The sequence below is a fragment of the Arthrobacter sp. JUb115 genome, from assembly GCF_004365035.1.
GTDB lineage: Bacteria > Actinomycetota > Actinomycetes > Actinomycetales > Micrococcaceae > Glutamicibacter.
Genome location: NZ_SOBS01000002.1, coordinates 156,468 through 180,009, shown reverse-complemented (window position 1 = coordinate 180,009; position 23,542 = coordinate 156,468). Strand labels below are relative to the sequence as shown.

Here is a 23,542-nt window from a genome sequence, read left to right as displayed (position 1 = left end):
CCTATTTGTCGTTCTTTAGCCCCATGAGGGCTACAAGCTCTTCGGCGGCACGTGCGACATCGTCGTTGACGATGGTCACGTCGAATTCAGATTCCGCTGCAAGTTCTAGTTTAGCGGTTTCTAGGCGGCGCTGCTGTTCCTCGGCCGTTTCAGTGCCGCGTCCCACAAGGCGGCGCACCAATTCCTCCCATGATGGCGGTGCCAAGAAGACGAATTTTGCCTCGGGCATCGACTCCTTGACCTGCCTCGCACCTTGCAGATCGATTTCCAGCAGAACCTTCTTGCCATCTGCCACTGCATCTTCAACCGTCGATCGAATCGTGCCGTAGCTGTTCTGGCCATGGACAACAGCCCATTCCAGCATCTGGCCTTCCTCGACCAGGGATTGGAAACGTTCGGGGCCCACGAAGAAGTAGTGGACTCCATCCTGCTCCCCTGGCCGGGCGTTGCGGGTCGTTGCGGACACCGAAAGCCAGACATCTGGATAGTTATCGCGGATGTAGGTAGAGACGGTGCCCTTGCCTACTGCCGTGGGGCCGGCTAGAACAGTTACCGACGCAGCGGTCATTGACTACACTTTCGTTTTTGGCGGGCTTTGCTTGAAGTGCTCGGTGATTGCGGTGCGCTGCTTGCGTCCCAGTCCGCGCAGACGGCGGGAAGGGGAAATGCCAAGTCGCTCCAGCAAATTTGCCGCGCGTACTTCACCTACGCCCGGTACCGATTCCAGAAGGTCCATGACACGCATGCGTCCCACGGCTTCATCTTCGTATACCAAGTCTAGTACCTCGGTGATGGAAATTTTGCCGGCACTGAACTCGGCCTTGATTTCTGCACGACGAGTGCGTGCGGCGAGTGCCTTGGCGCGGGCGCGGATACGATCTTCGTCAGAGAGTTCTCGCAGTACCATCGTTCAGCCATCCTTCAGTTGTAGTGGACTAAGGCTTATGTTGAGAAACATAGCGAGCTAACGCTGCTTTTGCAAGACTAAACGCGTTGTGGCTACTAGAAACTCTAATAGCCACAACGCGCCTATGTCACTTATTCGAATTTTTTGCTAGCGAGCTGCCAGCAATTCGTCCCTAACCCGCAGGGCTTTTTCCCTGAGAGCGGCCTTACTCGGCCCCTCTTTGAGGATGTCCCTGCTGCTCGTGCCCAGTACCTGGCCGTAGCTTGAGGCGAATGACTTGGCAATATCCGCGGCCGTGGCACCCTGGGCGCCGAGCCCTGGTGTGAGCAGCGGAGCCTTGGAAGCTGCCAGATCGATTCCGAGCTTGGACGGTGCATCCCCGATGGTCGCACCAACAACCAGCCCGACATGTCCTAAATCTCCTGCGTATGCATTATCCGCAGTGACTTGGTCAATAATTGATTTAGCAACCGAGTTTTCCCCGCCTACGTGCTGTACCGATGGCCCCTCGGGGTTGGAAGTCAGTCCGAGAACGAACACTCCCCTGCCGGTTCCAGCAGCCAAATCCAATGCCGGACGCAGCGATTCATAACCCAGGTACGGGCTCAGAGTCACGGCATCAGCGGCCAGCGGAGAAGCATCATCGAGCCATGCGCTCGCGTACGCTGCCATGGTCGAACCGATATCCCCGCGCTTGGCGTCGGCCAGCGTGAGCAGTCCAGCGGACTTCGCAGCACTCAAGGTTTCTTCCAATGCGGCAAATCCCTTGGACCCGAAACGCTCGTACAGAGCCACCTGGGGCTTGAGGATTGCCGCCGCACCGGCCATCGCTTCCACGACGGTCAGTGAGAAAGATCGCACGCCCTCGGCCGTATTTTCCAGCCCCCAGGCTTCCAGCAGCGCCGGGTGGGGATCAATCCCTACGCACAGCGGGCCGGAAGCCTGCATGGCTGAACGAAGCCGCTGACCGAATGGGGTCGGCTCAGGCATTGCGCGCTGCGTTCAGGTTGGCGTCGTGCACCTGCAAGCTGGTGACATCCCACTCGTACTCGCGCAGGGCATCGATCGCCTGGACCGAAGCGTTGAACTCCGCCACGGTGGTGATGACCGGGGTGCCGACAGACGTCGCGGCGGCGCGGATCTCGTAGCCATCGCCACGTGCATCCGAGCCCGACGGGGTGTTCAGGATCAGGCCGATCTGGCCGGCTACGATCAAATCGACAATTGACTCCCCGCCTTCGTGCAGCTTGCCGACCACCTGGGTCGGGATGCCGTTGCGGCGCAGCACTTCTGCGGTGCCGCCGGTGGAGATGATCTCGAAGCCCTGGTCAGCAAGGTGCTTGACCGGCAGGACGATCGAGCGCTTGTCGCGGTTGGTGACCGAGACGAAGACCTTGCCGCCGGTTGGCAGCGGGTTGTTCGCTGCGGCCTGCGACTTGGCGAAAGCGGTGTCGAAGTACTTGTCGATGCCCATGACTTCGCCGGTGGAACGCATTTCTGGGCCGAGCAGCGAGTCGACGACCTTGCCCTCCGGGGTGCGGAAGCGGGCGAACGGCATGACTGCTTCCTTGACGGCGATCGCCGCCGATTCCGGCAGGTGCGCGCCATCGCCGGATGCTGGCAGGTAGCTGCCGCGCATTTCGGCCAGGGTACGGCCCACGCCGATCAGCGCGGCGACCTTGGACAGCTGCACGCCGGTAGCCTTCGAGGTGAATGGCACAGTGCGCGATGCACGCGGATTCGCTTCGATCACGTACAGGATGTCGCTGGCGAGGGCGAACTGGATGTTGATCAGGCCACGCACGCCCACGCCTTCGGCGATCGCACGGGTTGCCGCGGCAACGCGGTCGCGCACGTCGGCGCCCAGGGTGATCGGAGGCAGGGTGCAGGCCGAGTCCCCGGAGTGGATGCCGGCTTCCTCGATGTGCTCCATGATGCCGCCGACGTACAGGTCGGTGCCGTCGAACAGGGCGTCGACATCGATCTCGATGGCGTCTTCCAGGAAGCGGTCCACCAGTACCGGGTGGTCCACGGTGATTTCGGTCGCGTTGGTGATGTAGCGCTCGAGGTTGGCCTCGTCGTACACGATCTCCATGCCGCGTCCGCCCAGCACGTAGGAAGGGCGAACCAGTACCGGGTAGCCGATGGAGTCGGCGATGGTCTTGGCATCGGCGAAGGACACCGCGGTGCCGTTCTTCGGCGCTACCAGCCCGGCGTTATCCAGTACCTGCTGGAAGGCGCCGCGGTGCTCGGCCAGGTCGATGGCCTCGGGCGAGGTGCCCAGGATCGGCACGCCGGCAGCCTTCAGCTCGGCGGCGAGCTTCAGCGGAGTCTGGCCGCCAAGCTGGACGAAAACGCCCAGGACGCCGCCGGTTTCCTCTTCAGCGTGGATGACCTCCAGGACATCTTCCAAGGTCAGCGGCTCGAAGTAGAGGCGGTCGGAGATGTCGTAGTCGGTGGAGACGGTCTCGGGGTTGCAGTTGACCATGACGGTCTCGTAGCCCTCGGCGCGCAGCGCCATCACCGCGTGGACGCAGGAGTAGTCGAACTCGATGCCCTGGCCGATGCGGTTCGGGCCCGAGCCCAGGATGATGACCGACTTCTTCTCGTGGCGCTCCAGCTCGGTCTCTTCGTCGTACGAGGAGTACATGTACGGGGTGAAGGCCTCGAATTCGGCGGCGCAGGTGTCCACGGTCTTGTAGACCGGGCGCACGCCCAGGGCATGGCGGATGCCGCGGATGACCGATTCGGCCTTGCCGGTGAGCTGGGCGAGCTGGACATCGGAGAAGCCGTGGCGCTTGGCTTCGCGCAGCACGTGCTCCGGCAGGTGCTTGTTCGCCGCCACCAGCTGCGCAACCTCGTTGATCAGCTGCAGCTGGTCCAGGTACCACGGGTCGATCGCAGTGGTCTCGAACAGCTTCTCGATGGATACGCCGGAGAACAGCAGGCGCTGGACCAGCGACAGGCGCTCGGTCGAGCCCTTGACGATCGAGGCCAGCACGGCCTCGTGCTCGGATTCCGGGATCGGCTCGAAGGACAGCTCGGAGCCCTTCTGCTCCAGGGAGCGCAGCGCCTTCTGCAGCGCTTCGGTGAAGTTGCGGCCCAGGGCCATCGCTTCGCCGACCGACTTCATGGTGGTGGTCAGGGTCTTGTCCGCTGCCGGGAACTTCTCGAAGGCGAAGCGCGGGACCTTCACGACCACGTAGTCCAGGGCCGGTTCGAAGGAAGCCGGGGTCTTCTGGGTGATGTCGTTCGGGATCTCATCCAGGGTGTAGCCCACGGCCAGCTTGGTGGCGATCTTCGCGATCGCGAAGCCGGTGGCCTTGGAAGCCAGTGCCGAGGAGCGCGAGACGCGCGGGTTCATCTCGATGACCACGACGCGGCCGGTGTCAGGCTCGATGGCGAACTGGATGTTGCAGCCGCCGGTGTCCACGCCGACTTCGCGGATGACCGCGATCGAGATGTCGCGCAGCTTCTGGTATTCGCGGTCGGTCAGCGTCATGGCCGGGGCCACGGTGATCGAGTCGCCGGTGTGCACGCCGACCGGATCGAAGTTCTCGATGGAGCAGACGACCACGACGTTGTCGTTCTTGTCGCGCATCATCTCCAGCTCGTACTCCTTCCAGCCCAGGATGGACTCCTCCAGGAGCACCTCGGTGGTTGGCGAGTACTGCAGGCCGGCGCCCGCGATGCGGCGCAGGTCCTCGGGGTTGTAGGCCATGCCCGAGCCAAGGCCGCCCATGGTGAACGACGGGCGCACGACCACCGGGTAGTTCAGCTCCTCGACGGCGGCAAAGGCCTCGTCCAGGGTGTGCACGATGACCGAGCGGGCCGATTCGGCGCCGCAGCGCTCCACGACGCCCTTGAACTTCTCGCGGTCCTCGCCCAGCTCGATGGCTTCGATGTTCGCGCCGATCAGCTCGACGTCGTACTTCTCCAAGGCACCGGACTTGTCCAGGGCGATGGCGGTGTTCAACGCGGTCTGCCCGCCCAGGGTCGGCAGGATCGCATCCGGGCGTTCCTTGGCGATGATCTTCTCGACGACCTCGGGGGTGATCGGCTCAACGTAGGTGGCGTCGGCGAATTCCGGGTCGGTCATGATGGTGGCCGGGTTGGAGTTGACCAGGATGACCCGCAGGCCTTCCTCCTTGAGCACACGCAGTGCCTGGGTGCCGGAGTAGTCGAACTCAGCGGCCTGGCCGATGACGATCGGACCCGAACCGATAACGAGAACTGATTTCAGATCGGTGCGCTTAGGCATTACTTGCTGTCCTTTTCTGCGGCGGAATCCAACGCGGTCATGAAGCGGTCAAAGAGGTAGGCGGCATCGTGGGGGCCGGATGCTGCCTCTGGGTGGTACTGCACGGAGAAGGCCGGGATGTCCAGGCAGCTCAGGCCTTCGACCACGTGGTCGTTCAGCGAATAGTGCGAGACTTCGACCTTGCCGAAGCGTTCGACCGGTGCGGTGACGGCGCCCTCGATGGGCGCGTCGACGGCGAAGCCGTGGTTCTGGCTGGTGATCTCCACGCGGCCGGTGGCCTTGTCCATCACCGGCTGGTTGATCCCGCGGTGGCCGAAGCGCAGCTTGTAGGTGTCGAAGCCCAGCGCGCGGCCCAGGATCTGGTTGCCGAAGCAGATGCCGAAGTACGGGATGCCGGCATCGAGCACCGAACGGACCAGTTCCACCTGGGCGGTGGCGGTGGCAGGGTCGCCGGGGCCGTTGGAGAAGAACACGCCGTTAGCGCCGGTGGCCTTGATATCTTCCAGGGTGGCGTTGTACGGCAGCACGTGCACGCGCAGGCCGCGCTCGGCCAGGCGGTGCGGGGTCATCGACTTCATGCCCAGGTCGATCGCGGCCACGGTGTGCTTGGCCTCGCCGTCGTAGCCGTGGTCCGCTGGCTCGACGATGTAGGCGGTGTCCACCGAAACCTCGGCGGAGATGTTGCGGCCGGCCATCGACGGCTGCGCCTTGACCAGGGCCACCAGCTCGGCGTCGGTCTTCGCGGCGTCATCGCCGGAGAAGATGCCGGACTTCATCGCACCGGCGTCGCGCAGGTGGCGGGTCAGCGCGCGGGTGTCCACGCCCTGGATGCCCACGATGCCGTACTCGACCAGATCTGCATCAAGGGTGCGCTCGCTGCGCCAGTTGCTTGGCCGGCGGGCGGCGTCGCGCACCACGTAGCCGGCAGCCCACATGCGGGTGGATTCCGGATCTTGCGAGTTCACGCCGGTGTTGCCGATGTGCGGGAAGGTCTGCACGATGATCTGGTGCGCGTAGGACGGGTCAGTCAGGGTTTCCTGGTAGCCGGTCATGCCGGTGGTGAACACTGCTTCACCCAGGGTGGTGCCCACGGCGCCATAGCTGCGCCCGCGGAAGATGCGGCCATCTTCAAGTACCAACACGGCTGGTAGGTTGCTCAGGGAATTCACTTATTTGTCTCCTGCTCGGCTTACGTCGTTGTGCGACGCCAGCAACTGATAGATCTTTGGGGTGTCCTCGTGGTAGCGGGGACGGAATCCGGTGTCGAAGGTGAAGCCGTCCTTGTTCCAGGTGATGACGATCAGGCCGTTCTTCTCCACGACCTTGCCGATCATCCCGTTGCTGCGCTTCACGTCCTCGTAGTGCTCCCACGGGATGTGCACGTCGCGCGCTCCGGAACGGATCAGGTGCAGCCCTTCGCGTCCCAGTTCCAAGGTGGCGTTGGTGCGCACCCCGAGCTCATGGACCGCGATGCGCGCCAGCCAGTCGTCGAACCGGGTGGTGACCACATACATGCCTGCGAAATGGTGCTCCACCTCATCGGCGAAGTCCTCGAAGGGCTCCGGAATCGCTGACTGCCGGGCCTTGAGGTTCCGCCAGCCGAAAAGGATCAGGCCCACGCCTGCGACGATCGCGACAATCGTCCAGATCAACGGGGTCAGGGCTCCCTCAGGCATTGGCCGTCCTCGGGGTAGCCAGCTGGCCATCGAGCACGGTGGCATGGCCGTGGAAGAAGGTGGCGCGCACCGATCCTGGCAGCTCCATGCCGGCGAACGGCGAGTTGCGCCCCTTGGTGGCCATGGCGGCCGGGTCGACGATCCAGCGGGCTGCAGGATCGACCAGCACCAGGTTGGCAGGCTCGCCGATGGCGATCGGGCGGCCCTGATCGGCAACGCGGCCGATCCGCGCGGGCACCTGCGAGGTAATGCGGGCCACGCCCTCCCAGCCCATCAGCCCGGTGTCCACCAGCGTGTGCTGCACGATGGACAGCGCGGTCTCCAGGCCGGTCATGCCCATGGCGGCCGCGCCCCACTCGCAGTCCTTGGCCTCGGAGGGGTGCGGGGCGTGGTCGGTGCCGATCACGTCGATGGTGCCGTCGGCAACGCCCGCGCGCAGCGCCATCACGTCTTCTTCGCGGCGCAGCGGCGGGTTGACCTTGAAGACCGGGTCGTAGGTGCGGACCTTCTCCTCGGTGAGCAGCAGGTGGTGCGGGGTGACCTCCGCGGTGACCTGGATGCCGCGGGCCTTGGCCCAGCGGATGATCTCCACCGAGCCGGCCGTGGACACGTGGCACACGTGCAGGCGGGCGCCGACGTGCTCGGCCAAGAGCACATCGCGGGCGATGATCGATTCCTCGGCGACCGCTGGCCAGCCGGGCATGCCCAGGATGGCGGAGACTTCGCCCTCGTTCATCTGGGCGCCTTCGGTCAGGCGCGGTTCCTGGGCGTGCTGCGCGATGACCCCGTCGAAGGCCTTCACGTATTCCAGGGCGCGGCGCATCAGCAGCGGGTCCCAGACGCAGATGCCGTCATCGGAGAACATCTTCACCTGGGCACGGGAATCGGCCATTGCGCCGATTTCGCTCAGCTGCTTGCCGGCCAACCCGACGGTCACCGCGCCGACCGGGCGGACATCCACCCAGCCTGCCTTGCGGCCCAATTCGTAGACCTGCTCGACGACGCCGGCGGTATCGGCTACCGGGGTGGAGTTGGCCATGGCGTGCACGGCGGTGTAGCCGCCGCGGGCCGCTGCCTGCGAACCGGTTTCCACGGTTTCGGCGTCTTCGCGGCCTGGTTCGCGCAGGTGAGTGTGGGTGTCGACGAGCCCGGGCAGGAGCACGAGATTCCGCGCGTCGATGACCTGGGCATCGCCGGCGGCAGCAATGCTGCCCAGCTGGGCGATCTTGCCGTCGGCGATCAGCACGTCGACCGGTTCGCCGCCGAGGATGGAGGCCTGCTGGATCAAGTAGTTCATGGTTTCTTCCTTCAGATCAGGTCGCCGGAGAGGAGCATGTAGAGGCTGGCCATGCGCACGGCCACGCCATTGGTGACCTGGTCGAGCACGGTGGAGCGCGGCGAATCCGCGGCAGCCGAGGAGATTTCCAGGCCGCGGTTCATCGGGCCCGGGTGCATGATCAGGGTTTCGGCGCCCGAGGCGTCCAATTGCGCCAGGCGCGCATCGTCCAGTCCCCAGTAGCGCGAGTATTCGCGGGGGTTCGGGAAGTAGGCGGCGTTCATCCGCTCGCCCTGCACGCGCAGCATCATCAGCGCGTCAACGCCCGAGGCGATCACTGCATCCAGGTCGTAGCTGATGGCGCAGGGCCAGGAGCCGGCGCCGAAAGGCAGCAGGGTCGGAGGGGCCACCATCGTCACTTCGGCCCCGAGGGTGTTCAGCAGCCACAGGTTGGAGCGGGCCACGCGCGAATGCAGGATATCCCCGACGATCGCGACCTTCAGCCCGTCCAGGCCGCGGCCTGCCGGGCTGGTGCCATCGCGCAATGCCACCTGGCGGCGCAGGGTGAATGCGTCCAGCAGCGCCTGGGTGGGATGCTCGTGCGTGCCGTCGCCTGCATTGACGATGGGCAGGCCAATCCAGTCCGTGGCCGCTAGCCGGGCCGGGGCGCCGGAATCCGGGTGGCGGATGACCACTGCGTCGGCGCCAATGGCCAGCAGGGTCTGGGCGGTATCCTTCAGGGACTCGCCCTTGGAAACGCTCGAGCCCTTGGCCGAGAAATTGATGACGTCCGCGCTCAATCGCTTGGCGGCGGCCTCGAAGGAAATCCGGGTGCGGGTGGAGTCCTCGAAGAAGAGGTTCACCACGGTGCGACCGCGCAGGGCCGGAAGCTTCTTGATGGCACGGGTCGAGGACTCGCGCATCTCTTCGGCAATATCAAGGATGGCGATGGCTTCTTCGCGGGTCAGGTCCGCGGTGGATAGCAGGTGTTTCACGCGGCGCCCTCGATCACGACTTCGTTCTTCCCATCGATTTCCGCCAGGTGCACGCGCACCTTTTCGCTTTTCGCTGTCGGCAGGTTCTTGCCCACATGATCGGCGCGGATCGGCAGTTCCCGATGCCCGCGGTCAACCAGGACGGCCAGCCGCATGATGCGGGGGCGGCCCCAGTCGGCCAGGGCATCCAGGGCGGCGCGGATGGTGCGACCGGAGTACAGGACGTCGTCAACCAGGACCACGACCTTGCCTTCGATGCCGCCTGCTGGCAGGCGCGTCGGCGACGGGGTGCGGGTGGTGGAGTGGCGCAGATCATCACGGTACATGGTGATGTCGAGCTGGCCTACCAGGGATGCCGGGTCCAGGTTGCCCGGGGCGGTGGCCGCGATTCGCGCTGCCAGCCGCTGTGCCAGCGGGAAACCCCGGCTGGGAATGCCCAGGAGCACCAGGTCGTCGGTGCCCTTGTTGGCCTCGATGATCTCGAAGGCTACGCGAGTGAGTACACGTTCGATGTCGTCGCCGGTTAATACCGTGCGGGCAGCATCTGGCACTGAATTTTCATTCATGCTGTGCACCTCTCCCTTCTCCGCCTCACGGGACGGGATTTAAAGGAATATTGCTAACTCAAATTATCACGAGCGGGAGCTGATTCCCTAGCGGAAACCTATGCATGACACTGAATAGGGCATGGGATCGGTCACAGCGATCGGCCGGCGGCTTCGCGCGACCGGCAGAACCACGCAGATCCCTGCGGTTGGCCTTGGCCCCGCGCGCAGATGTGTTGCGATCGACACACCCGCGAAGTGGCGTGGGCCCGGGATTCCTCGTGCATGATCGGCCCGCGCGCCCGGGCAAGGCGTTCGCGCAGCAGATCTGCAGGCCCGCTATGCCGCGCGTACTGCTCATCCAGGATTTGCGCCGCTCCGTCGAACTCGGATCCCGGCGGACCCGAGTTCCTGCCCGCCGGATCAGCCCGGGAGATCCAGGTACGCCAGACCCGCTCCCTTCACCCGGATGGTGCGGCAGGACAAGCAGTCCGAGCGTGGATGGCAGGACCGAGCGCCTAGCCAGCAGCAAAGCATCCAGCCCCCGGCATTCGAGCCCGTGGCCAGCCGGCTGCCGTGCAGGTGGCCCGTTCCCCTGCCGGGCCCGCTTCGCCTGCTTCGCCGGGATCCTGCCCGGGGCCGAGCCGCAACGGGCAACGGCTTAACGCAAAAAAGCCCGGGCCGGAACCCCGCGAAAGGGGTTCCGGCCCGGGCGCGGAATGATGAGGAACGAATTAGTCGACCAGGGTGTCCTTGACGCTCTGGATGCGACCCAAAACGCCATTGACGAACTCCGGCGATTCATCGGTGGACAATTCCCGGACGTTCACCACGGCTTCAGCCACGGCTACTGCATCGGGAACGTCGTCGTTGTAAAGCAGCTCCCACACGCCGATGCGCAGTGCGCTGCGGTCAACCGCTGGCATGCGCTCGATGGTCCAGTCCTTGACGTAGCTCTCGAGAACTTCGTCAATGCGGTCCAGGTGTGCGGTAACGCCTTCGATGATCGTCAGCGAGTACTCGTTGAGTACGATATCCGAGTTTTCCCGTCGTGCGATGGCTACGGCCAGCGGATTGACATCGCGGGCTTCGGCTTCGAACAGGAACTCAAGGGCTCGGCGACGGGCTTTGGCGCGGGCTCTCACTAGTTGACACGACCCAGGTAGTCGCCGGTGCGGGTGTCGACCTTGACCTTGGTGTTCTGCTCAACGAACAGCGGAACCTGGATTTCCTTGCCGGTTTCCAGGGTTGCCGGCTTGGTGCCAGCCGACGAGCGGTCGCCCTGCAGGCCTGGCTCGGTGTAGGTGATTTCCAGGATGACCGAAGCTGGCAGTTCCAGGTACAGCGGGCTGCCATCGTACATGGCGATGGTCAGTTCCTGGTTCTCCAGCAGGAAGCCTGCTGCATCGCCAACGGTGGTGCCGGACACGGTGATCTGGTCGTAATCTTCCAGGTTCATGAAGACGTAGTCTTCGCCATCCTGGTAGAGGTACTGGTAGTCGCGGCGGTCAACGGTGGCCAGCTCGATCTTGGTGCCGGCGTTGTAGGTCTTGTCCAAGACCTTGCCGGACATGACGTTGCGCATCTTGGTGCGAACGAATGCGCCGCCCTTGCCTGGCTTGACGTGCTGGAAGTCAATGATGGTCCAAAGCTGGCCATCGATCTTGATGACCTGTCCATTCTTGATGTCAGTTGTATCCGCCACGGTTCCTCAATCCTCTATTTTCGCCAGCTAGCGCCGGCATTATCAAAAATCCATCTCCAAGTTTACCCTACGCACCATGCGGTACAAAGGGTTTCACACGGTGGCGCGCATTACTGCGCGGCGCGCTCCTCGGCAATTTGCATGCAGATGCTTGCGGCGTTGACCAGGTACGCGTCGTCGTCCAGCGCGATGCGCAGATCCAGTGCCTTGCGGAAACGGGTTGCCGCCGCCTTGAAATCGCCCTTCGCGAAGAAGGACAGGCCAGCGTGGTGGTGGATCAGCGGCTCGTATGCGGTGCCGGCGAATTCCTCGGCCAGCTTGCGCAGGCGGTTGATCGCGCGATCGAAGTCGCCCTGCATGCGGGTCAGCTCGGTGTCCAGCACGCGCAGGTGGGCGTTGGTTGGATCCACGAAACGCGATTCAGCGATCAGCTCGCCGGCTTTCACCAGCTCCCCACGCGCCAGCAGCACCATGACCTGGTCGGTAGGGGAACCGACCAGCAGCTGCTGCTCGGCCGCGGCCTCGTCGGCGATGTAGGGCTTCAGCGTTTGGGGGTCGATCAGCACGCCCTCTACGGCGGTGCCGACACCTTCGCGGTTTACCGATGCGACGTCAATGGCGTATGCGGTGTAGTCGACCATGTAGTTACTCCCCGATTTCCTGGTAGGCGGCGAAGAGCAGCGAGTTATCGGGGACTTCGTAGATGCGCGGCTTGCCGATTTCTTCCAGCACGACGAAGCGCAGCTGGCTGCCGCGGGCCTTCTTGTCGCGCTTCATGCCATCGAGCAGTGCAGCCCAGCGGTCATTGCGGTAGGTGGTCGGCAGGCCAAGGGACTTGAGGATCGCGACGTGGCGATCGGCCACCGCGTCGGAGGTGTACCCTACCGAGCGGCCCAATTCGGCGGCGAAGGCCAGCCCGATGGACACGGCGGCACCGTGGCGCATCTGGTAGCGTTCGGACAGCTCGATGGCGTGGGCCAAGGTGTGGCCGTAGTTCAGGAATTCGCGGTCGCCGGCTTCCTTCAGGTCGCGGGATACCACGTCGACCTTCACCGCGATGGTGCGCTCGACCAGTTCGCGCAAGCGGTCGCTGGCCGGATCGATGGCATCGGCCGGATCTTCTTCGATCAGTTCCAGGATGCGCTCGTCGGCGATGAATCCGCACTTGACGATCTCGGCCATGCCGGTCACCAGCTCGTTCTTCGGCAAGGTGGCCAGCGCGTCCAGATCGGCGAGCACGCCTGCTGGCGGATGGAATGCGCCAACCAGGTTCTTGCCTTCGGCGGTGTTGATCCCGGTCTTGCCGCCCACGGCAGCGTCGACCATGGCCAGCAGCGAGGTAGGGATATGGATGACCTTCACGCCGCGCAGCCAGGTGGCTGCGACGAAACCTGCCACGTCGGTGACGGCGCCGCCGCCCACGGAGATCACGGCATCGGAACGGGTGAAATCGTTCTTGCCCAGCACTTCCCAGCAGAAGGACGCGACCTGGATGTGCTTGCCTTCTTCGGCGTCCGGAATCTCTGCGGTCAATGCTTCCAGGCCGGACTTCGCCAGTTCGTCGCGCACGACGTCGCCGGTGGCGCGCAGGGCCCGCGGGTGGATGACCAGGACCTTCTTGACCGCGGGGCCAAGCAGTTCGGGCAAGTGGCCCAGCAGGCCGTTGCCGACCATGACAGGGTATGACTCCCCTGGGGTGCTTCCGGTGACCTTCAGAGTGGTCGGTGCGATAGGCATCAGTCTAGTTCCTCCTGATGGTGGTGATTTTTCTAGCGTACGCGTGCGTTCGGCCAGAAGTTGCATCTCGTGAGGCTAATCACAGGGCGTCCAGCTGCGGCAAAAGCTCGTCGATAATTTGCGGAACGGACTTTCCATCCACCAGAACGTGCACGTCAGCGAGCATTTCGTAGATGGGGCGGCGTTTTTCGTAAACGGAGATCCAGCTGTTGAGGGCTTGGTCACCAGCCAGCAGCGGGCGGTGCCCGTCGCCCTTGATGCGCTCGGCGGCGGCCTGTTCACCCAGCTCCAGGTAGATCACCGTCCCTCGCGAAAGCAGCTGCTGGTTCTCTTCGCGCAGCACTGCGCCTCCCCCGGTGGCGACCACGCCGGTGCGCAGCCGGCACAGCGCCTGGACTTCCAGGTCGCGGAAATGCGCCTCGCCGTGCTCGGCGAAGATCTGCGCGATGGTTCCGTGGTGGGCGACGATGGCCGCGTCCGAATCCGCAAAGCTCGTAGAAAGGGCCGTGGCCAGTGACTTGCCCACGGTGGACTTGCCACTGGCCATCGGACCAATGAGGTAGATCATTGAAGCGCGCTTCCTAGACGCCGGTCGAACCCAGGTTGCCCGGGATGTTCGCCAGGTAGGACTCGATATTGCGCTTGGTTTCGGCCACCGAGTCGCCGCCGAACTTCTCCAGCAGGGACTGGGCGAGCACCAGGGCGACCATTGCTTCTGCCACGACGCCGGCTGCCGGCACCGCACAGACATCCGAACGCTGGTGGTGCGCGGTGGTGTCCTCGCCGGTGGCGGTGTCCACGGTGCGCAGGGCGCGGGGCACGGTGGCGATCGGCTTCATGCCGGCGCGCACGCGCAGCACCTCGCCAATGCTCATGCCGCCCTCGATGCCGCCGGCGCGGTTCGAGTTGCGCTTGATGCTGCCGTCTTCGGCGTGCACGATCTCGTCGTGGGCGGCCGAGCCGCGGCGGGCGGCCGTGGCGAAGCCGTCGCCGACCTCCACGCCCTTGATTGCCTGGATGCCCATCAGGGCCGCGGCCAGGCGTGCGTCCAGGCGGCGGTCCCAGTGCACGTAGGAGCCGATGCCCGGAGGCAGGTTGTAGGCCAGGACCTCGACGACGCCGCCCAGGGTCTCCCCTGCCTTGTGCGCGTCATCGACTTCGGCGACCATCGCCTCGCTGGTTTCCTGGTGGAAGCAGCGCAGCGGGTCGTTATCCAGCGCCGCAACGTCGGCGGCCGTGGGAAGCGGCGCATCGGCTGGGGCAGCCACGGAGCCGACGGCGGTGGTGTGCGAAACGAGCTGGATGCCCAAGTCGTTCAGGAAACGGGAAGCCACGGTGCCCAAGGCGACACGGGCCGCGGTCTCGCGGGCGCTGGCGCGCTCCAGGATCGGGCGGGCGTCCTCGAAGCCGTACTTCTGCATGCCGGTGAAATCGGCGTGCCCCGGACGCGGCCGGGTCAGTGGCGCATTGCGCGCCATCGAGGCCAGTTCATCCAGGTCCACCGGATCAGCGTTCATCACGCGTTCCCACTTGGGCCATTCGGTGTTGCCGATTTCAATGGCTACCGGGCCGCCCTGGGTCTTGCCATGGCGGACACCTCCAAGGAAGGTGACCTGGTCCTTTTCAAACTTCATGCGCGCGCCGCGGCCATAGCCGAGGCGTCGGCGCGCCAGTGCCTCTCGCACTGCTTCGCTATCCACCGATACTCCGGCGGGTAGTCCTTCGAGAATTCCAACAAGTGCCGGGCCATGCGATTCGCCCGCGGTCAACCAACGCAACATGTCATCTATTTTGCCATGGCACGAACTGATTACTGGTGTCGGGCCAGACCCAAAGAGTCATACATCGCATTTGTGACGTCCATGCGACGCGATTCCTCCCATGCGCCGGCGCTGAAGAGCCGCACTTGTTCCACCGCCTGGTGCACCAGCATATGCAACCCGCTGATCACGGTTCCCTGCCAGGCCCGGGCCAAGGCCGAAGGCCACGGATCGTAGGCGACATCCAGCAGGATTCCGGTGCCTGCGCCGATCGCCGGCACCCAGTCATCGGCCGCGTGCGGCGGCAGGGTGGAGAAGACCAGCGGAATCTCGTTGAGCGTGGCGGCCAGCTCCTGGCCGATGCCCGAAATCTCGTGGACGGACGTTTCCATCCCGAGCTCGCGGGCCAATTCGACAGCGCGGGTGGCACGGGAGGCTGCGCGCACCACCAGCGTCAGCTGCCGGGCGCCGATTTCTGCGGCGGCCTCGATGGCGGCCAGCGCGGTGTTGCCCGAACCCAGGACCATCGCTTGCGCGCTGCGGGCGAGCCCGAAATCCGCCAGGGCCTGGACCAGGCCCTCGATGTCGGTGTTTTCCCCGTAGAGGGTGCCGTCTTCGCGGACCACCACGGTGTTCAGCGCACCAAGGCGTTGCACGCGGGCGGACAGCTCATCCATCTGCGGCACGAACGCATCCTTCAGCGGCATGGTGACCGAGCAGCCCGCCCAGTTTCCTGCGCGCAGCTCGGCCGCGTGCCCGGCAGCATCCCCCGGTTCCAGATCGATCGCGCTGTAGCTGATCGGCACGCCGAGCAGCTGGTAGGCGGCGCGGTGCAGCACCGGCGACTTGGAGTGGCTGATGGGGTGGCCGAGAACGGCTGCCTGCTTCATGGCTTCATGGACTTTCTGCTTGTGGCTGCCCGCACAGCGGCAGCAGTGCGGCTGGCAAGCACGGGAATCCGCGCTAGCAGACTCCTGGATTCTGGTTGCACCAGGCGCGGAATTCTGCCTGGTTCTGCCGGTGCTCAGCGTAGGTCGAGGCGAATTTGGTTTCACCGGTTTCGATGTTGACCGTCACCCAGTAGTAGTAGCCGTTGCTTTCCGGATGGGCAGCAGCCTCGATCGCAGAATTCGCCGGCGAGCCCAAGGGGGTTGGCGGCAGGCCGGTGTGCACATAGGTGTTGTACTTGTTCGACGCGTCCTGCTTCTCCTGGGCGCTGAACTGCAGCGAGTAGCGGTCCAGCCCGTAGATCACCGAGGAGTCGACCTGCAGCAGCCCGTGGGTTTCGCGGTTGCCCGGGTCCAGGCGGTTCTCGATCGCGCCGGCGACCGTGGCGTAGTCCGGGGTGCGTGCCTCGGCCTGCAGGATCGAGGCGACCTTCAGGGTGCGGTAGCCCTCTTCGAGGTCGGTGATGCCGGCCTGCTCCAGGGAAGCCTTGGTGGCCTTGACCAGTTCGCCCAGGACTTCTTCGGCGTCGGCGTTCAGCGGGAAGCGGTACTCCCCCGGGTGCAGCCAGCCTTCGAGGCTCGGCACCGAGGCAGGCAGGCCGAATTGCTGCGGCTTCTTGGCCAGCGCCTGCAGATCCTTTTCCGCCAGTCCCGAGCCCTTGGCAATCTCCTTGATCGCCGCGTCCAGGCGCATATTGGCCTTTAGCCCGATGTAGAAGACCTTGTCCGGACGCTGGTTCACGAGGATATCTGCCGCGTCGGCCGCTGGCATCTGCTTCTTGAGCAGGTAGGTGCCGGGGTGGATCAGCTTGCTCTGCGCTTCGGAGTCCGCGACGGCGTCGGTGAACAGGCCGTCGCTGGAGACGACATCGAGCTCCTCGAGCTTGCGCGAAATGATCTTCAAGCCCCAGCCATCTTCCACGGTGAATTCCACCGCGGCGCCGCCTGGGCCTGGATAGTCGTCCGGGTTGAACTGCTTGAGCACGGACTTGACGAAGTAGACCGAGCCGGCGACCACCAGTGCGAAGATCAGCACGGTGGCCAGCATGACCAGGTTGCGCTTGCGCTTGGTGCGCTTGCGCCGCTGGGCCTTGCCGGCGGCGGCCTGGGCAACTTGGTCATCGTGGGGATCGCCGCTGAGCACCGCGGCCTGCTGCGCGGCGTCGGGCTCGTCCGGGTAGTGCTCCTGGGCGGCATCCTCGTGCCCGGCAAATGCTGGCGCATCGGAGGCGGCGGCTGCCTGGGCGGGGAGGAACCTGGTGTCGGTTCCTTCCCCGTCCGAGGCTTCCTGGTCTGCGGGCTCCTGCCAGCTGTCCTCGGCCGCCGCCAGCGATTGGCGGTAATGCCCGGTGCCGGTCAGTTCCGGTTCTGAGGGTTGTTCGATCGGCAAGCCAGTGCCGGCGGCAAAGCGTTCGTATAGCGCGCGATGCGTTTCGCGTTGCCGTTCATGGCGGGCTTCTTCTCGCATCAACTCTCATCTCTCGGGTCTTTGTGGTGCCCTAGCGGTTGTGGGCTAGCGCAGCACAATCCGGCTGGCTTGTACGCGCACATTGTTGCGTCGCATTTCCAGCACTTGCTGCAAGATCTCAGTGGCCGCGACCTGGTCGACCACCTTGCGGTGATCTTCCATCTTCTTGCCCGAGGCGTGCAACGAGCGATGCGCGTTCACGGTGCTCAGGCGTTCGTCGACCATGAAAACCTCAAGCTCGATATTAGCGCTTGCAGCTTCCTGGGCCAAGGCAATCGCGTAGTCACGTGCCATTTTAGTGGATTCGGTCGCGTTGCCAGCCAGTGATTTCGGCTCCCCGATGAATACCTCGGTGACGCCGCGATCGGCAATGATGCGCAGAAGCATCCGCAGATCCGAGTTCTTCTTCGCATCCCGGCGCAGGGTCATCACCGGAGTGGCGAGGATTCCGGAGGGATCAGATGCGGCGACGCCGACGCGGGCCAGGCCCACGTCGACCCCGAGAGCGGCATTAGCCATTGGCCAGTGCCGCCTGGATTGCAGCCAGTGCGTCATCGATCTTCGATGCGTCCTGGCCACCGCCCTGTGCCATATCGTCCTTGCCGCCGCCTCCGCCGCCGAGCACACCGGTAGCGGTGCGCACCAGCGCGCCGGCCTTGAAGCCGTTGGCGCGGGCCTCGTCGTTGGTCACAGCCAGCACCAGCGGGCGGCCGTTGGCCACGCCGATCAGCACGATGACTGCGGCTTCGGAACCCAGCTTGGCGCGCAGGTCCAGTGCCATGGTGCGCAGGGCGTCAGCCGAGTCGATCTGCCCGGCGTTGTGGGCCAGCAGTCGGGTGTTGCCGATGGTGGCGACCTTCTGCAGCAGCGCTGCGGACTGGGCCAGCATTGCCTGGCTCTTGAGCTCGGCGATCTGCTTCTCGGCGGCCTTCAGCTTGGCAACGGTGTCGTTGACGCGCTCGGACACCTGGCTGGATGGAACGCGGAACAGGCCCGAGAGCTCGGATACCAGGGCGCGCTCGGCAGCTCCGTGGCGGAAGGCTTCCATGCCGACCAGGGCCTCGACGCGGCGATTGCCCGAACCGACCGAAGCCTCCGAGAGCAAGGTCAGCTGGCCGATGCGCGCGGTGGTGTCCACGTGGGTACCGCCGCACAGCTCGCGCGACCAGTCGCCGTTCATCTCGACCACGCGCACGTCGTTGGAGTACTTCTCCCCGAACAGGCTCATGGCGCCCAGCTTCTTCGCCTCGGACAGCGCCATCTCATTGGTGACGACCTGGTAGTTCGAGGCGATGGCCAGGTTCACTACCTCCTCGACTTCGCTGCGTGCCGCGGCGGAGAGCGCCTCGGCCCAGGAGAAGTCGAAGCGCAGGTAGCCGGCCTTGTTGAAGGAACCGGCCTGGGTGGCCGTTGGGCCAAGCAGCTCGCGCAGCGCGGCGTGCACCAGGTGGGTGGCGGAGTGCGCCTGCTCGCCGGAGCGGCGGCGCACCGCGTCGACCTGGGTGCGAACCAGTGCTTCGGCTGGCAATTCGCCTTCGCGCACGATGACCTTGTGCACGTTCAGGCCCTTGACCGGGGCCTGCACGTCGGTGACTTCCAGCACGAAGCCGTCGCCGGTGATCAGGCCGCTGTCGCCTGCCTGGCCGCCGGACTCGGCATAGAACGGGGTTTCGTTGAGCACCAGGTCGATTTCCTGGCCCTGCTCGGCGAATGGCACAACCTGGCCATCGCGGATGATGCCGCGGATGGAGGATTCGCCTTCGAGGGTGTCATAGCCGGTGAAGTGCACGTTGCCGGCCTCGGCCAGCTGGGTGTACACCGACAGGTCGGCGTGGCCGGCCTTCTTGGCCTTGGCGTCCTTCTGGGCGCGGGTGCGCTGCTCGTTCATCAGTTCGCGGAAACGCGACTCGTCTACGGACAGGCCTGCTTCGGCGGCGATCTCCAAGGTGAGGTCGATGGGGAAGCCGAAGGTGTCGTGCAGGGTGAAGGCGTCATCGCCGGAGAGGTTCTTGCCTTCCTCCTTGGCGTGGCCCAGTGCCTCGTCCAGGCGGGTGGTGCCCGAAGCGATGGTGCGGCGGAAAGCGCGCTCTTCGGCGTAGGCGATGCGGGCAATGCGCTCGAAATCGGCCTCCACCTCGGGGTAGACGCCCTTCATGGCGTCGCGCGATACCGGGAGCAGCTCAGGGAGCACCTCGGTGTCCACGCCCATCAGGCGCATTGCGCGCACGGCGCGGCGGATCAGCCGGCGCAGCACATAGCCGCGACCTTCATTGCCCGGGGTGACCTGGTCGGAGATCAGCATCAGCGAGGAGCGGATGTGGTCCGCGATCATGCGCAGGCGCACGTCGGTGGCGTGGTTCGGGTCGGCTGGATCCTCTGTGGAGGTGTAGGTGACGCCGGCAAGCTCGGCGGCCTTGTCGAGCACCGGACGGACCTGGTCGGTCTCGTACATGTTCTCGACGCCCTGCAGGATCATGGCTAGTCGTTCCAGGCCCAGGCCGGTATCGATGTTGCGCTTGGGCAGTTCGCCGGCCACATCGAAGTCGGTCTTGGAACGTACCGCGGAGAGTCGGTACTGCATGAACACGAGGTTCCAGATTTCCACGTAGCGGGTCTCGTCGACCGCTGGGCCGCCCTCGACACCGTAGGCGGGGCCGCGGTCGTAGTAGATCTCGGAGCATGGACCGCCGGGGCCGGGCTGGCCGGTATTCCAGTAGTTGTCTTCCTTGCCGGTGCCTACAACGCGCTCGGTAGGCATGCCGATCTCTTCTTCCCAGATGCGGCGGGCTTCAAGGTCCTTCTCGTCTCCGTCTTCGTAGACGGTGACCCACAGGCGTTCCTTGTCCAGGCCGTAGCCGCCGTCTTCGACGGAGCTGGTCAGCAGCTCCCAGGCGAAGTGGATGGCTTCGTTCTTGAAGTAGTCGCCGAAGGAGAAGTTGCCGCACATCTGGAAGAAGGTGCCGTGACGCGCGGTCTTGCCCACTTCTTCGATATCGCCGGTGCGGATGCACTTCTGCACGGAGGTCGCACGGGAGTACGGGGGCTCTTCGCGCGCGGTGAGGTAAGGGATGAACGGGACCATGCCGGCCACCGTGAACAACAGCGAAGGGTCGGCCGAGACCAGCGAGGCACTAGGTACCGCCGTATGGCCCTTCGAGACGAAAAAGTCGACCCAACGACGGGCAATTTCCTGCGTTTTCATCGTGTTACGGATGATCCCTTCACTTAGCGGCGTCCACGCCCAAGGCGGAACGTAATTCTTCTTCGCGGGAGCTCATTCCTTGGCGGAAGGCTTCCCAATATTCCGAGACGCGGTCGGTGTACTTGCCGACCTGGCGGTTTAGCGCCGCCCCGGATGAAACTTCAGCGTATTTCTTGGACGCGAGCACGCCAACGCCCACTCCAATCGAAACCCACAAGAGCTTTTTCATTCTAGTCTCCTTGGCGGCCACCAGTTGGCCGTATCCTATTCAGCGCGCCGATACGTGTTCGATCAAACAGCGTTGCTTGCTTAGCGGCTGCGGCGAGCCTTGCCGCTTGGCTTGGTGTTCATCGCGACCTTCACGCCTTCGGTGAACGCGGCAACCTTGATCAGCGGTTTGCCAACGGTGGCTGCTACCAGCGAGGACAGCGCGGACACATTGGCGGTGGTGTCAGAAACGTTGCTGGTGATGGCATCGACCTTCTTGAGCTGGTCGTTGGTGGTCGCCACGGTGTTGGCGACTTCGCCGATCAGCGGAGTGGTGCCGTCGGCCAGGTCCTTGATCGATTTGCGCAGCTCGTCGAACACCTTGCCCAACTTCATGATCGGCACTGCCAGCAGCACAACTAGTACAACAAACGCGCCGGCGGCGATGAGCCCTGCAATATCCGAACCCGACATGTGCTTCCTCTTCTGCTTTGGGTTTTTGGTGCCAGTCCACCTTATCGAAGTCAGAGCCCAGATAGGTAGTTAAGCGACAAGCCCGCAACCGTTTCCGGTTGCGGGCTTGGAACTAGCGCACGGATTTAGCGTGCGTAGTACTCGACCACGAGGTTCTCTTCGCAGGTCACTGGGATTTCGGTGCGCTCTGGGGTGCGCACGAAGGTAGCCTGGAGGGCTTCCAGCTTTACGTCCAGGTAAGCAGGAGCGGCTGGCAGCACCTTCGAGTGCTCACCTGCTGCAGCCATCTGGAATGGAACCATCTTCTCGCTCTTCTCGTGTACGTGGATCAGCTGACCCGGCTGTACCTTGAAGGACGGACGGTCTACACGCTGGCCGTTGACCAGGATGTGGCGGTGAACAACCATCTGGCGGGCCTGCTGGATGGTGCGGGCGAAGCCTGCACGCAGAACCAGGGCATCCAGACGGGACTCGAGCAGAGCCAGCAGGTTACCGCCGGTTTCGCCGCCGAGGCGCTTAGCTTCCTTGAAGGCGCTCAGCATCTGAGCTTCGCGGATGCCGTACTGGGCACGCAAACGCTGCTTTTCGCGCAGACGTACTGCGTAGTCGCTGTCCTGCTTCTTACGGGCGCGGCCGTGCTGGCCTGGACCGTATGGACGGCGCTCCATGTACTTTTCAGCTTTTGGAGTCAATGCAAGGCCGAGCGCACGCGAAAGGCGTACGGTGCGGCGGGCACGGGCGTTAGCCATAATGTGTCCCTTTCGATTAGCGACGGTATCTACTGGCCTCCAGGTGGGAGAGTGTGTGGGCGTCGCGTCCCTGCTTCACTTCAACCCTGCCTCCACGCTCGATGACTCGAATGCGGGACAAGGCTTGCCAGCCAAAGATCAAGTTTACACGAAACGGCAGCAGCTTTCGCTGAGGCTTAGCGCACAATCAGCGCTTGCCCTTGGAGCGCTGCGGATCCTTGCCCCGGATGATTTCACGCAAACGGGACAGGCGGGACCCTATGGTTTTTTCCGCACCGTTATTGGTCGGCGTGTAGTAGTCGGTGCCCACCAGATCATCGGGCAGGTACTGCTGGGTTGCGATGGAGTGCGGAGCATCATGGGCGTAGATGTAGCCCACGCCATGGCCCAGCTGCTTGGCGCCGGGATAGTGCGCGTCACGCAGGTGGTCGGGAACCAGCGAACCCTTGCCTTCGGATACGTCGGCCAGGGCGGCGTTGATCGCATTGTATGAAGCGTTGGACTTCGGGGCCGTAGCCAGATGAACCGTTGCCTGCCCGAGCATGATCCGTGCTTCCGGCATGCCGGTGAGCTGCACCGATTGAGCGGCTGCTACGGCAACGGGAAGTGCGGTGGGATCGGCCATGCCGATATCCTCCGAGGCCGAGATCATCAGGCGGCGGGCAATGAACCGGGGGTCCTCCCCCGCAGAGAGCATGCGCGCCAGGTAATGCAGGGCCGCGTCCACATCAGAGCCACGAACGGACTTGATGAACGCGGAGATGATGTCGTAGTGCTGGTCGCCATCTTTGTCGTAGCGTTGGACCGCCTGGTCCATGGCCAGCTGCACATGGTCGTCCGTAATCAGCACCGGTGGATCGATGCCGGCGCCCGCGGCGTTCCAAGCCACCGCACCGGCTGCTTCCAGCACGGTCAGGGAGCGGCGGGCGTCGCCCTGGGCCAGGCGGACAATGGCGTCGCGCTGCTCCTCCTCGAGGAGCACCTGGCCATCGAAACCCCGCTCGTCGGCCACAGCGCGCTCGAGCAAGGTGGACAGGTCGCCGTCGGTCAGCGGACGCAAGGTCAGCAGCAACGAGCGCGAAAGCAGCGGCGAGATCACCGAGAAGGAGGGATTTTCCGTCGTCGCAGCTACCAGGACGACGACACGGTTTTCCACGCCGGGCAGCAGTGCGTCCTGCTGGGCCTTGTTGAAGCGGTGGATCTCGTCGAGGAAGAGCACGGTGGTAATCCCGCGCAGATCGCGGTCATCCTTGGCCTGTTCGATGACTCGCCGGACATCTTTGACACCGGCGGTGATGGCCGAAAGTTCCACGAATTTGCGGTCGGTGGCGCGGGCGATCACGTGGGCGATGGTGGTTTTGCCAATTCCCGGAGGGCCATAGAGGATCACACTGGCAGGTCCAGCCAACCCGGTTTCAGGGTTTTCGGCCAGCTGTCGCAAGGGTGAACCCGGGCCTAGCAGGTGTTGTTGGCCGACGAGCTCATCCAAGGTCTTCGGGCGCATGCGCACCGCCAGTGGCGGACGGGGCCGGTTGACTTGGGGCTCACGCGCATCGCGTGGCTCATCGGACAGGGAATCGAACAAATCGCTCACCCCCTAAGCCTACCGATATTCTGGAAGCCCCACCGTCTT

General features: G+C 64.4%; 23 protein-coding genes. All 23 read right to left on the bottom strand.

From position 1 onward, the window contains the following. Position 1: 1 nt before the first annotated feature. The 23 genes from gmk to EDF61_RS03905 all read right to left on the bottom strand — a co-directional run bounded on the left by gmk (position 2) and on the right by EDF61_RS03905 (position 23,503). Positions 2 to 568 (bottom strand): guanylate kinase, encoded by a 567-nt coding sequence (gene gmk / locus EDF61_RS04015; RefSeq protein ID WP_105658309.1) that lies wholly within the window; start codon positions 566 to 568, stop codon positions 2 to 4. A gap of 3 nt (positions 569 to 571) precedes the next feature. Next, positions 572 to 907, bottom strand: a complete 336-nt coding sequence (mihF, locus tag EDF61_RS04010) for an integration host factor, actinobacterial type (protein ID WP_013349055.1) — start codon at positions 905 to 907, stop codon at positions 572 to 574. Positions 908 to 1,054: 147 nt separating this feature from the next. Further along, positions 1,055 to 1,897 carry an orotidine-5'-phosphate decarboxylase gene (gene pyrF / locus EDF61_RS04005; RefSeq protein WP_133833341.1) on the bottom strand — a complete coding sequence of 281 codons (843 nt, stop codon included), beginning with the start codon at positions 1,895 to 1,897 and terminating at the stop codon, positions 1,055 to 1,057. Continuing rightward, positions 1,890 to 5,168, bottom strand: a complete 3,279-nt coding sequence (gene carB, locus EDF61_RS04000) for a carbamoyl-phosphate synthase large subunit (protein WP_133833340.1) — start codon at positions 5,166 to 5,168, stop codon at positions 1,890 to 1,892. The genes pyrF and carB overlap by 8 nt, the downstream gene beginning before the upstream one ends. After that, positions 5,168 to 6,337, bottom strand: a complete 1,170-nt coding sequence (gene carA / locus EDF61_RS03995; protein WP_133833339.1) for a glutamine-hydrolyzing carbamoyl-phosphate synthase small subunit — start codon at positions 6,335 to 6,337, stop codon at positions 5,168 to 5,170. The genes carB and carA overlap by 1 nt, the downstream gene beginning before the upstream one ends. After that, positions 6,338 to 6,844, bottom strand: a complete 507-nt coding sequence (locus EDF61_RS03990) for a PH-like domain-containing protein (RefSeq protein WP_105658305.1) — start codon at positions 6,842 to 6,844, stop codon at positions 6,338 to 6,340. Continuing rightward, positions 6,837 to 8,141 (bottom strand): dihydroorotase, encoded by a 1,305-nt coding sequence (locus EDF61_RS03985; RefSeq protein ID WP_133833338.1) that lies wholly within the window; start codon positions 8,139 to 8,141, stop codon positions 6,837 to 6,839. Before EDF61_RS03985 ends, EDF61_RS03990 begins: the two co-directional genes overlap by 8 nt. A gap of 11 nt (positions 8,142 to 8,152) precedes the next feature. After that, positions 8,153 to 9,115 carry an aspartate carbamoyltransferase catalytic subunit gene (locus EDF61_RS03980; protein ID WP_105658303.1) on the bottom strand — a complete coding sequence of 321 codons (963 nt, stop codon included), beginning with the start codon at positions 9,113 to 9,115 and terminating at the stop codon, positions 8,153 to 8,155. Continuing rightward, complete coding sequence (pyrR, locus tag EDF61_RS03975; RefSeq protein ID WP_133833337.1) at positions 9,112 to 9,681, bottom strand: bifunctional pyr operon transcriptional regulator/uracil phosphoribosyltransferase PyrR; 570 nt, start codon at positions 9,679 to 9,681, stop codon at positions 9,112 to 9,114. Before pyrR ends, EDF61_RS03980 begins: the two co-directional genes overlap by 4 nt. Positions 9,682 to 10,394: 713 nt before the next feature. Next, the gene (gene nusB / locus EDF61_RS03970) at positions 10,395 to 10,805 is read right to left on the bottom strand and encodes a transcription antitermination factor NusB (RefSeq protein ID WP_105658302.1); all 411 of its coding nucleotides are present in this window, start codon (positions 10,803 to 10,805) and stop codon (positions 10,395 to 10,397) included. After that, a complete protein-coding gene (efp, locus tag EDF61_RS03965; RefSeq protein ID WP_013349066.1) occupies positions 10,805 to 11,365 on the bottom strand; it encodes an elongation factor P in 561 nt (186 codons plus the stop codon). Before efp ends, nusB begins: the two co-directional genes overlap by 1 nt. Positions 11,366 to 11,475: 110 nt before the next feature. Continuing rightward, positions 11,476 to 12,006 (bottom strand): tetratricopeptide repeat protein, encoded by a 531-nt coding sequence (locus EDF61_RS03960; RefSeq protein ID WP_133833336.1) that lies wholly within the window; start codon positions 12,004 to 12,006, stop codon positions 11,476 to 11,478. Positions 12,007 to 12,010: 4 nt separating this feature from the next. Further along, entirely contained in the window at positions 12,011 to 13,102 is a 1,092-nt protein-coding gene (gene aroB / locus EDF61_RS03955) for a 3-dehydroquinate synthase (RefSeq protein WP_105661293.1), read from the bottom strand. Between the two features lie 79 nt (positions 13,103 to 13,181). Then, positions 13,182 to 13,670, bottom strand: a complete 489-nt coding sequence (locus EDF61_RS03950) for a shikimate kinase (protein WP_105658299.1) — start codon at positions 13,668 to 13,670, stop codon at positions 13,182 to 13,184. Between the two features lie 13 nt (positions 13,671 to 13,683). Next, positions 13,684 to 14,883, bottom strand: a complete 1,200-nt coding sequence (gene aroC / locus EDF61_RS03945) for a chorismate synthase (RefSeq protein WP_133833335.1) — start codon at positions 14,881 to 14,883, stop codon at positions 13,684 to 13,686. 29 nt (positions 14,884 to 14,912) lie between these two features. After that, positions 14,913 to 15,752 (bottom strand): shikimate dehydrogenase family protein, encoded by an 840-nt coding sequence (locus tag EDF61_RS03940; protein WP_133833334.1) that lies wholly within the window; start codon positions 15,750 to 15,752, stop codon positions 14,913 to 14,915. A gap of 73 nt (positions 15,753 to 15,825) precedes the next feature. Further along, positions 15,826 to 17,277: an endolytic transglycosylase MltG gene (mltG, locus tag EDF61_RS03935; RefSeq protein ID WP_133833333.1), complete on the bottom strand. Its 1,452-nt coding sequence runs from the start codon at positions 17,275 to 17,277 to the stop codon at positions 15,826 to 15,828. A 45-nt stretch (positions 17,278 to 17,322) separates the two neighbouring features. Beyond that, positions 17,323 to 17,796, bottom strand: a complete 474-nt coding sequence (gene ruvX / locus EDF61_RS03930; RefSeq protein WP_219844133.1) for a Holliday junction resolvase RuvX — start codon at positions 17,794 to 17,796, stop codon at positions 17,323 to 17,325. Then, positions 17,789 to 20,479, bottom strand: a complete 2,691-nt coding sequence (alaS, locus tag EDF61_RS03925) for an alanine--tRNA ligase (RefSeq protein ID WP_105661298.1) — start codon at positions 20,477 to 20,479, stop codon at positions 17,789 to 17,791. Before alaS ends, ruvX begins: the two co-directional genes overlap by 8 nt. A 19-nt stretch (positions 20,480 to 20,498) precedes the next feature. Further along, positions 20,499 to 20,708, bottom strand: a complete 210-nt coding sequence (locus tag EDF61_RS03920; protein ID WP_105661299.1) for a hypothetical protein — start codon at positions 20,706 to 20,708, stop codon at positions 20,499 to 20,501. An 80-nt stretch (positions 20,709 to 20,788) separates the two neighbouring features. After that, complete coding sequence (locus EDF61_RS03915; RefSeq protein WP_105658292.1) at positions 20,789 to 21,160, bottom strand: DUF948 domain-containing protein; 372 nt, start codon at positions 21,158 to 21,160, stop codon at positions 20,789 to 20,791. Positions 21,161 to 21,285: 125 nt separating this feature from the next. Next, complete coding sequence (rpsD, locus tag EDF61_RS03910; RefSeq protein WP_105658291.1) at positions 21,286 to 21,912, bottom strand: 30S ribosomal protein S4; 627 nt, start codon at positions 21,910 to 21,912, stop codon at positions 21,286 to 21,288. A 184-nt stretch (positions 21,913 to 22,096) separates the two neighbouring features. Continuing rightward, positions 22,097 to 23,503 carry a replication-associated recombination protein A gene (locus tag EDF61_RS03905; protein WP_133833332.1) on the bottom strand — a complete coding sequence of 469 codons (1,407 nt, stop codon included), beginning with the start codon at positions 23,501 to 23,503 and terminating at the stop codon, positions 22,097 to 22,099. Between the last annotated feature and the right edge of the window lie 39 nt (positions 23,504 to 23,542).

Excerpts from the sequence above, each read along its gene's own strand:
- gmk (WP_105658309.1), bottom strand. The coding sequence starts at position 568 with ATGACCGCTGCGTCGGTAACTGTTCTAGCCGGCCCCACGGCAGTAGGC.
- mihF (WP_013349055.1), bottom strand. The coding sequence starts at position 907 with ATGGTACTGCGAGAACTCTCTGACGAAGATCGTATCCGCGCCCGCGCC.
- pyrF (WP_133833341.1), bottom strand. The coding sequence starts at position 1,897 with ATGCCTGAGCCGACCCCATTCGGTCAGCGGCTTCGTTCAGCCATGCAG.
- carB (WP_133833340.1), bottom strand. The coding sequence starts at position 5,168 with ATGCCTAAGCGCACCGATCTGAAATCAGTTCTCGTTATCGGTTCGGGT.
- EDF61_RS03990 (WP_105658305.1), bottom strand. The coding sequence starts at position 6,844 with ATGCCTGAGGGAGCCCTGACCCCGTTGATCTGGACGATTGTCGCGATC.
- EDF61_RS03985 (WP_133833338.1), bottom strand. The coding sequence starts at position 8,141 with ATGAACTACTTGATCCAGCAGGCCTCCATCCTCGGCGGCGAACCGGTC.
- pyrR (WP_133833337.1), bottom strand. The coding sequence starts at position 9,681 with ATGAATGAAAATTCAGTGCCAGATGCTGCCCGCACGGTATTAACCGGC.
- EDF61_RS03960 (WP_133833336.1), bottom strand. The coding sequence starts at position 12,006 with ATGGTCGACTACACCGCATACGCCATTGACGTCGCATCGGTAAACCGC.
- aroB (WP_105661293.1), bottom strand. The coding sequence starts at position 13,102 with ATGCCTATCGCACCGACCACTCTGAAGGTCACCGGAAGCACCCCAGGG.
- EDF61_RS03950 (WP_105658299.1), bottom strand. The coding sequence starts at position 13,670 with ATGATCTACCTCATTGGTCCGATGGCCAGTGGCAAGTCCACCGTGGGC.
- aroC (WP_133833335.1), bottom strand. The coding sequence starts at position 14,883 with ATGTTGCGTTGGTTGACCGCGGGCGAATCGCATGGCCCGGCACTTGTT.
- EDF61_RS03940 (WP_133833334.1), bottom strand. The coding sequence starts at position 15,752 with ATGAAGCAGGCAGCCGTTCTCGGCCACCCCATCAGCCACTCCAAGTCG.
- mltG (WP_133833333.1), bottom strand. The coding sequence starts at position 17,277 with ATGCGAGAAGAAGCCCGCCATGAACGGCAACGCGAAACGCATCGCGCG.
- ruvX (WP_219844133.1), bottom strand. The coding sequence starts at position 17,796 with ATGGCTAATGCCGCTCTCGGGGTCGACGTGGGCCTGGCCCGCGTCGGC.
- alaS (WP_105661298.1), bottom strand. The coding sequence starts at position 20,479 with ATGAAAACGCAGGAAATTGCCCGTCGTTGGGTCGACTTTTTCGTCTCG.
- EDF61_RS03920 (WP_105661299.1), bottom strand. The coding sequence starts at position 20,708 with ATGAAAAAGCTCTTGTGGGTTTCGATTGGAGTGGGCGTTGGCGTGCTC.
- EDF61_RS03915 (WP_105658292.1), bottom strand. The coding sequence starts at position 21,160 with ATGTCGGGTTCGGATATTGCAGGGCTCATCGCCGCCGGCGCGTTTGTT.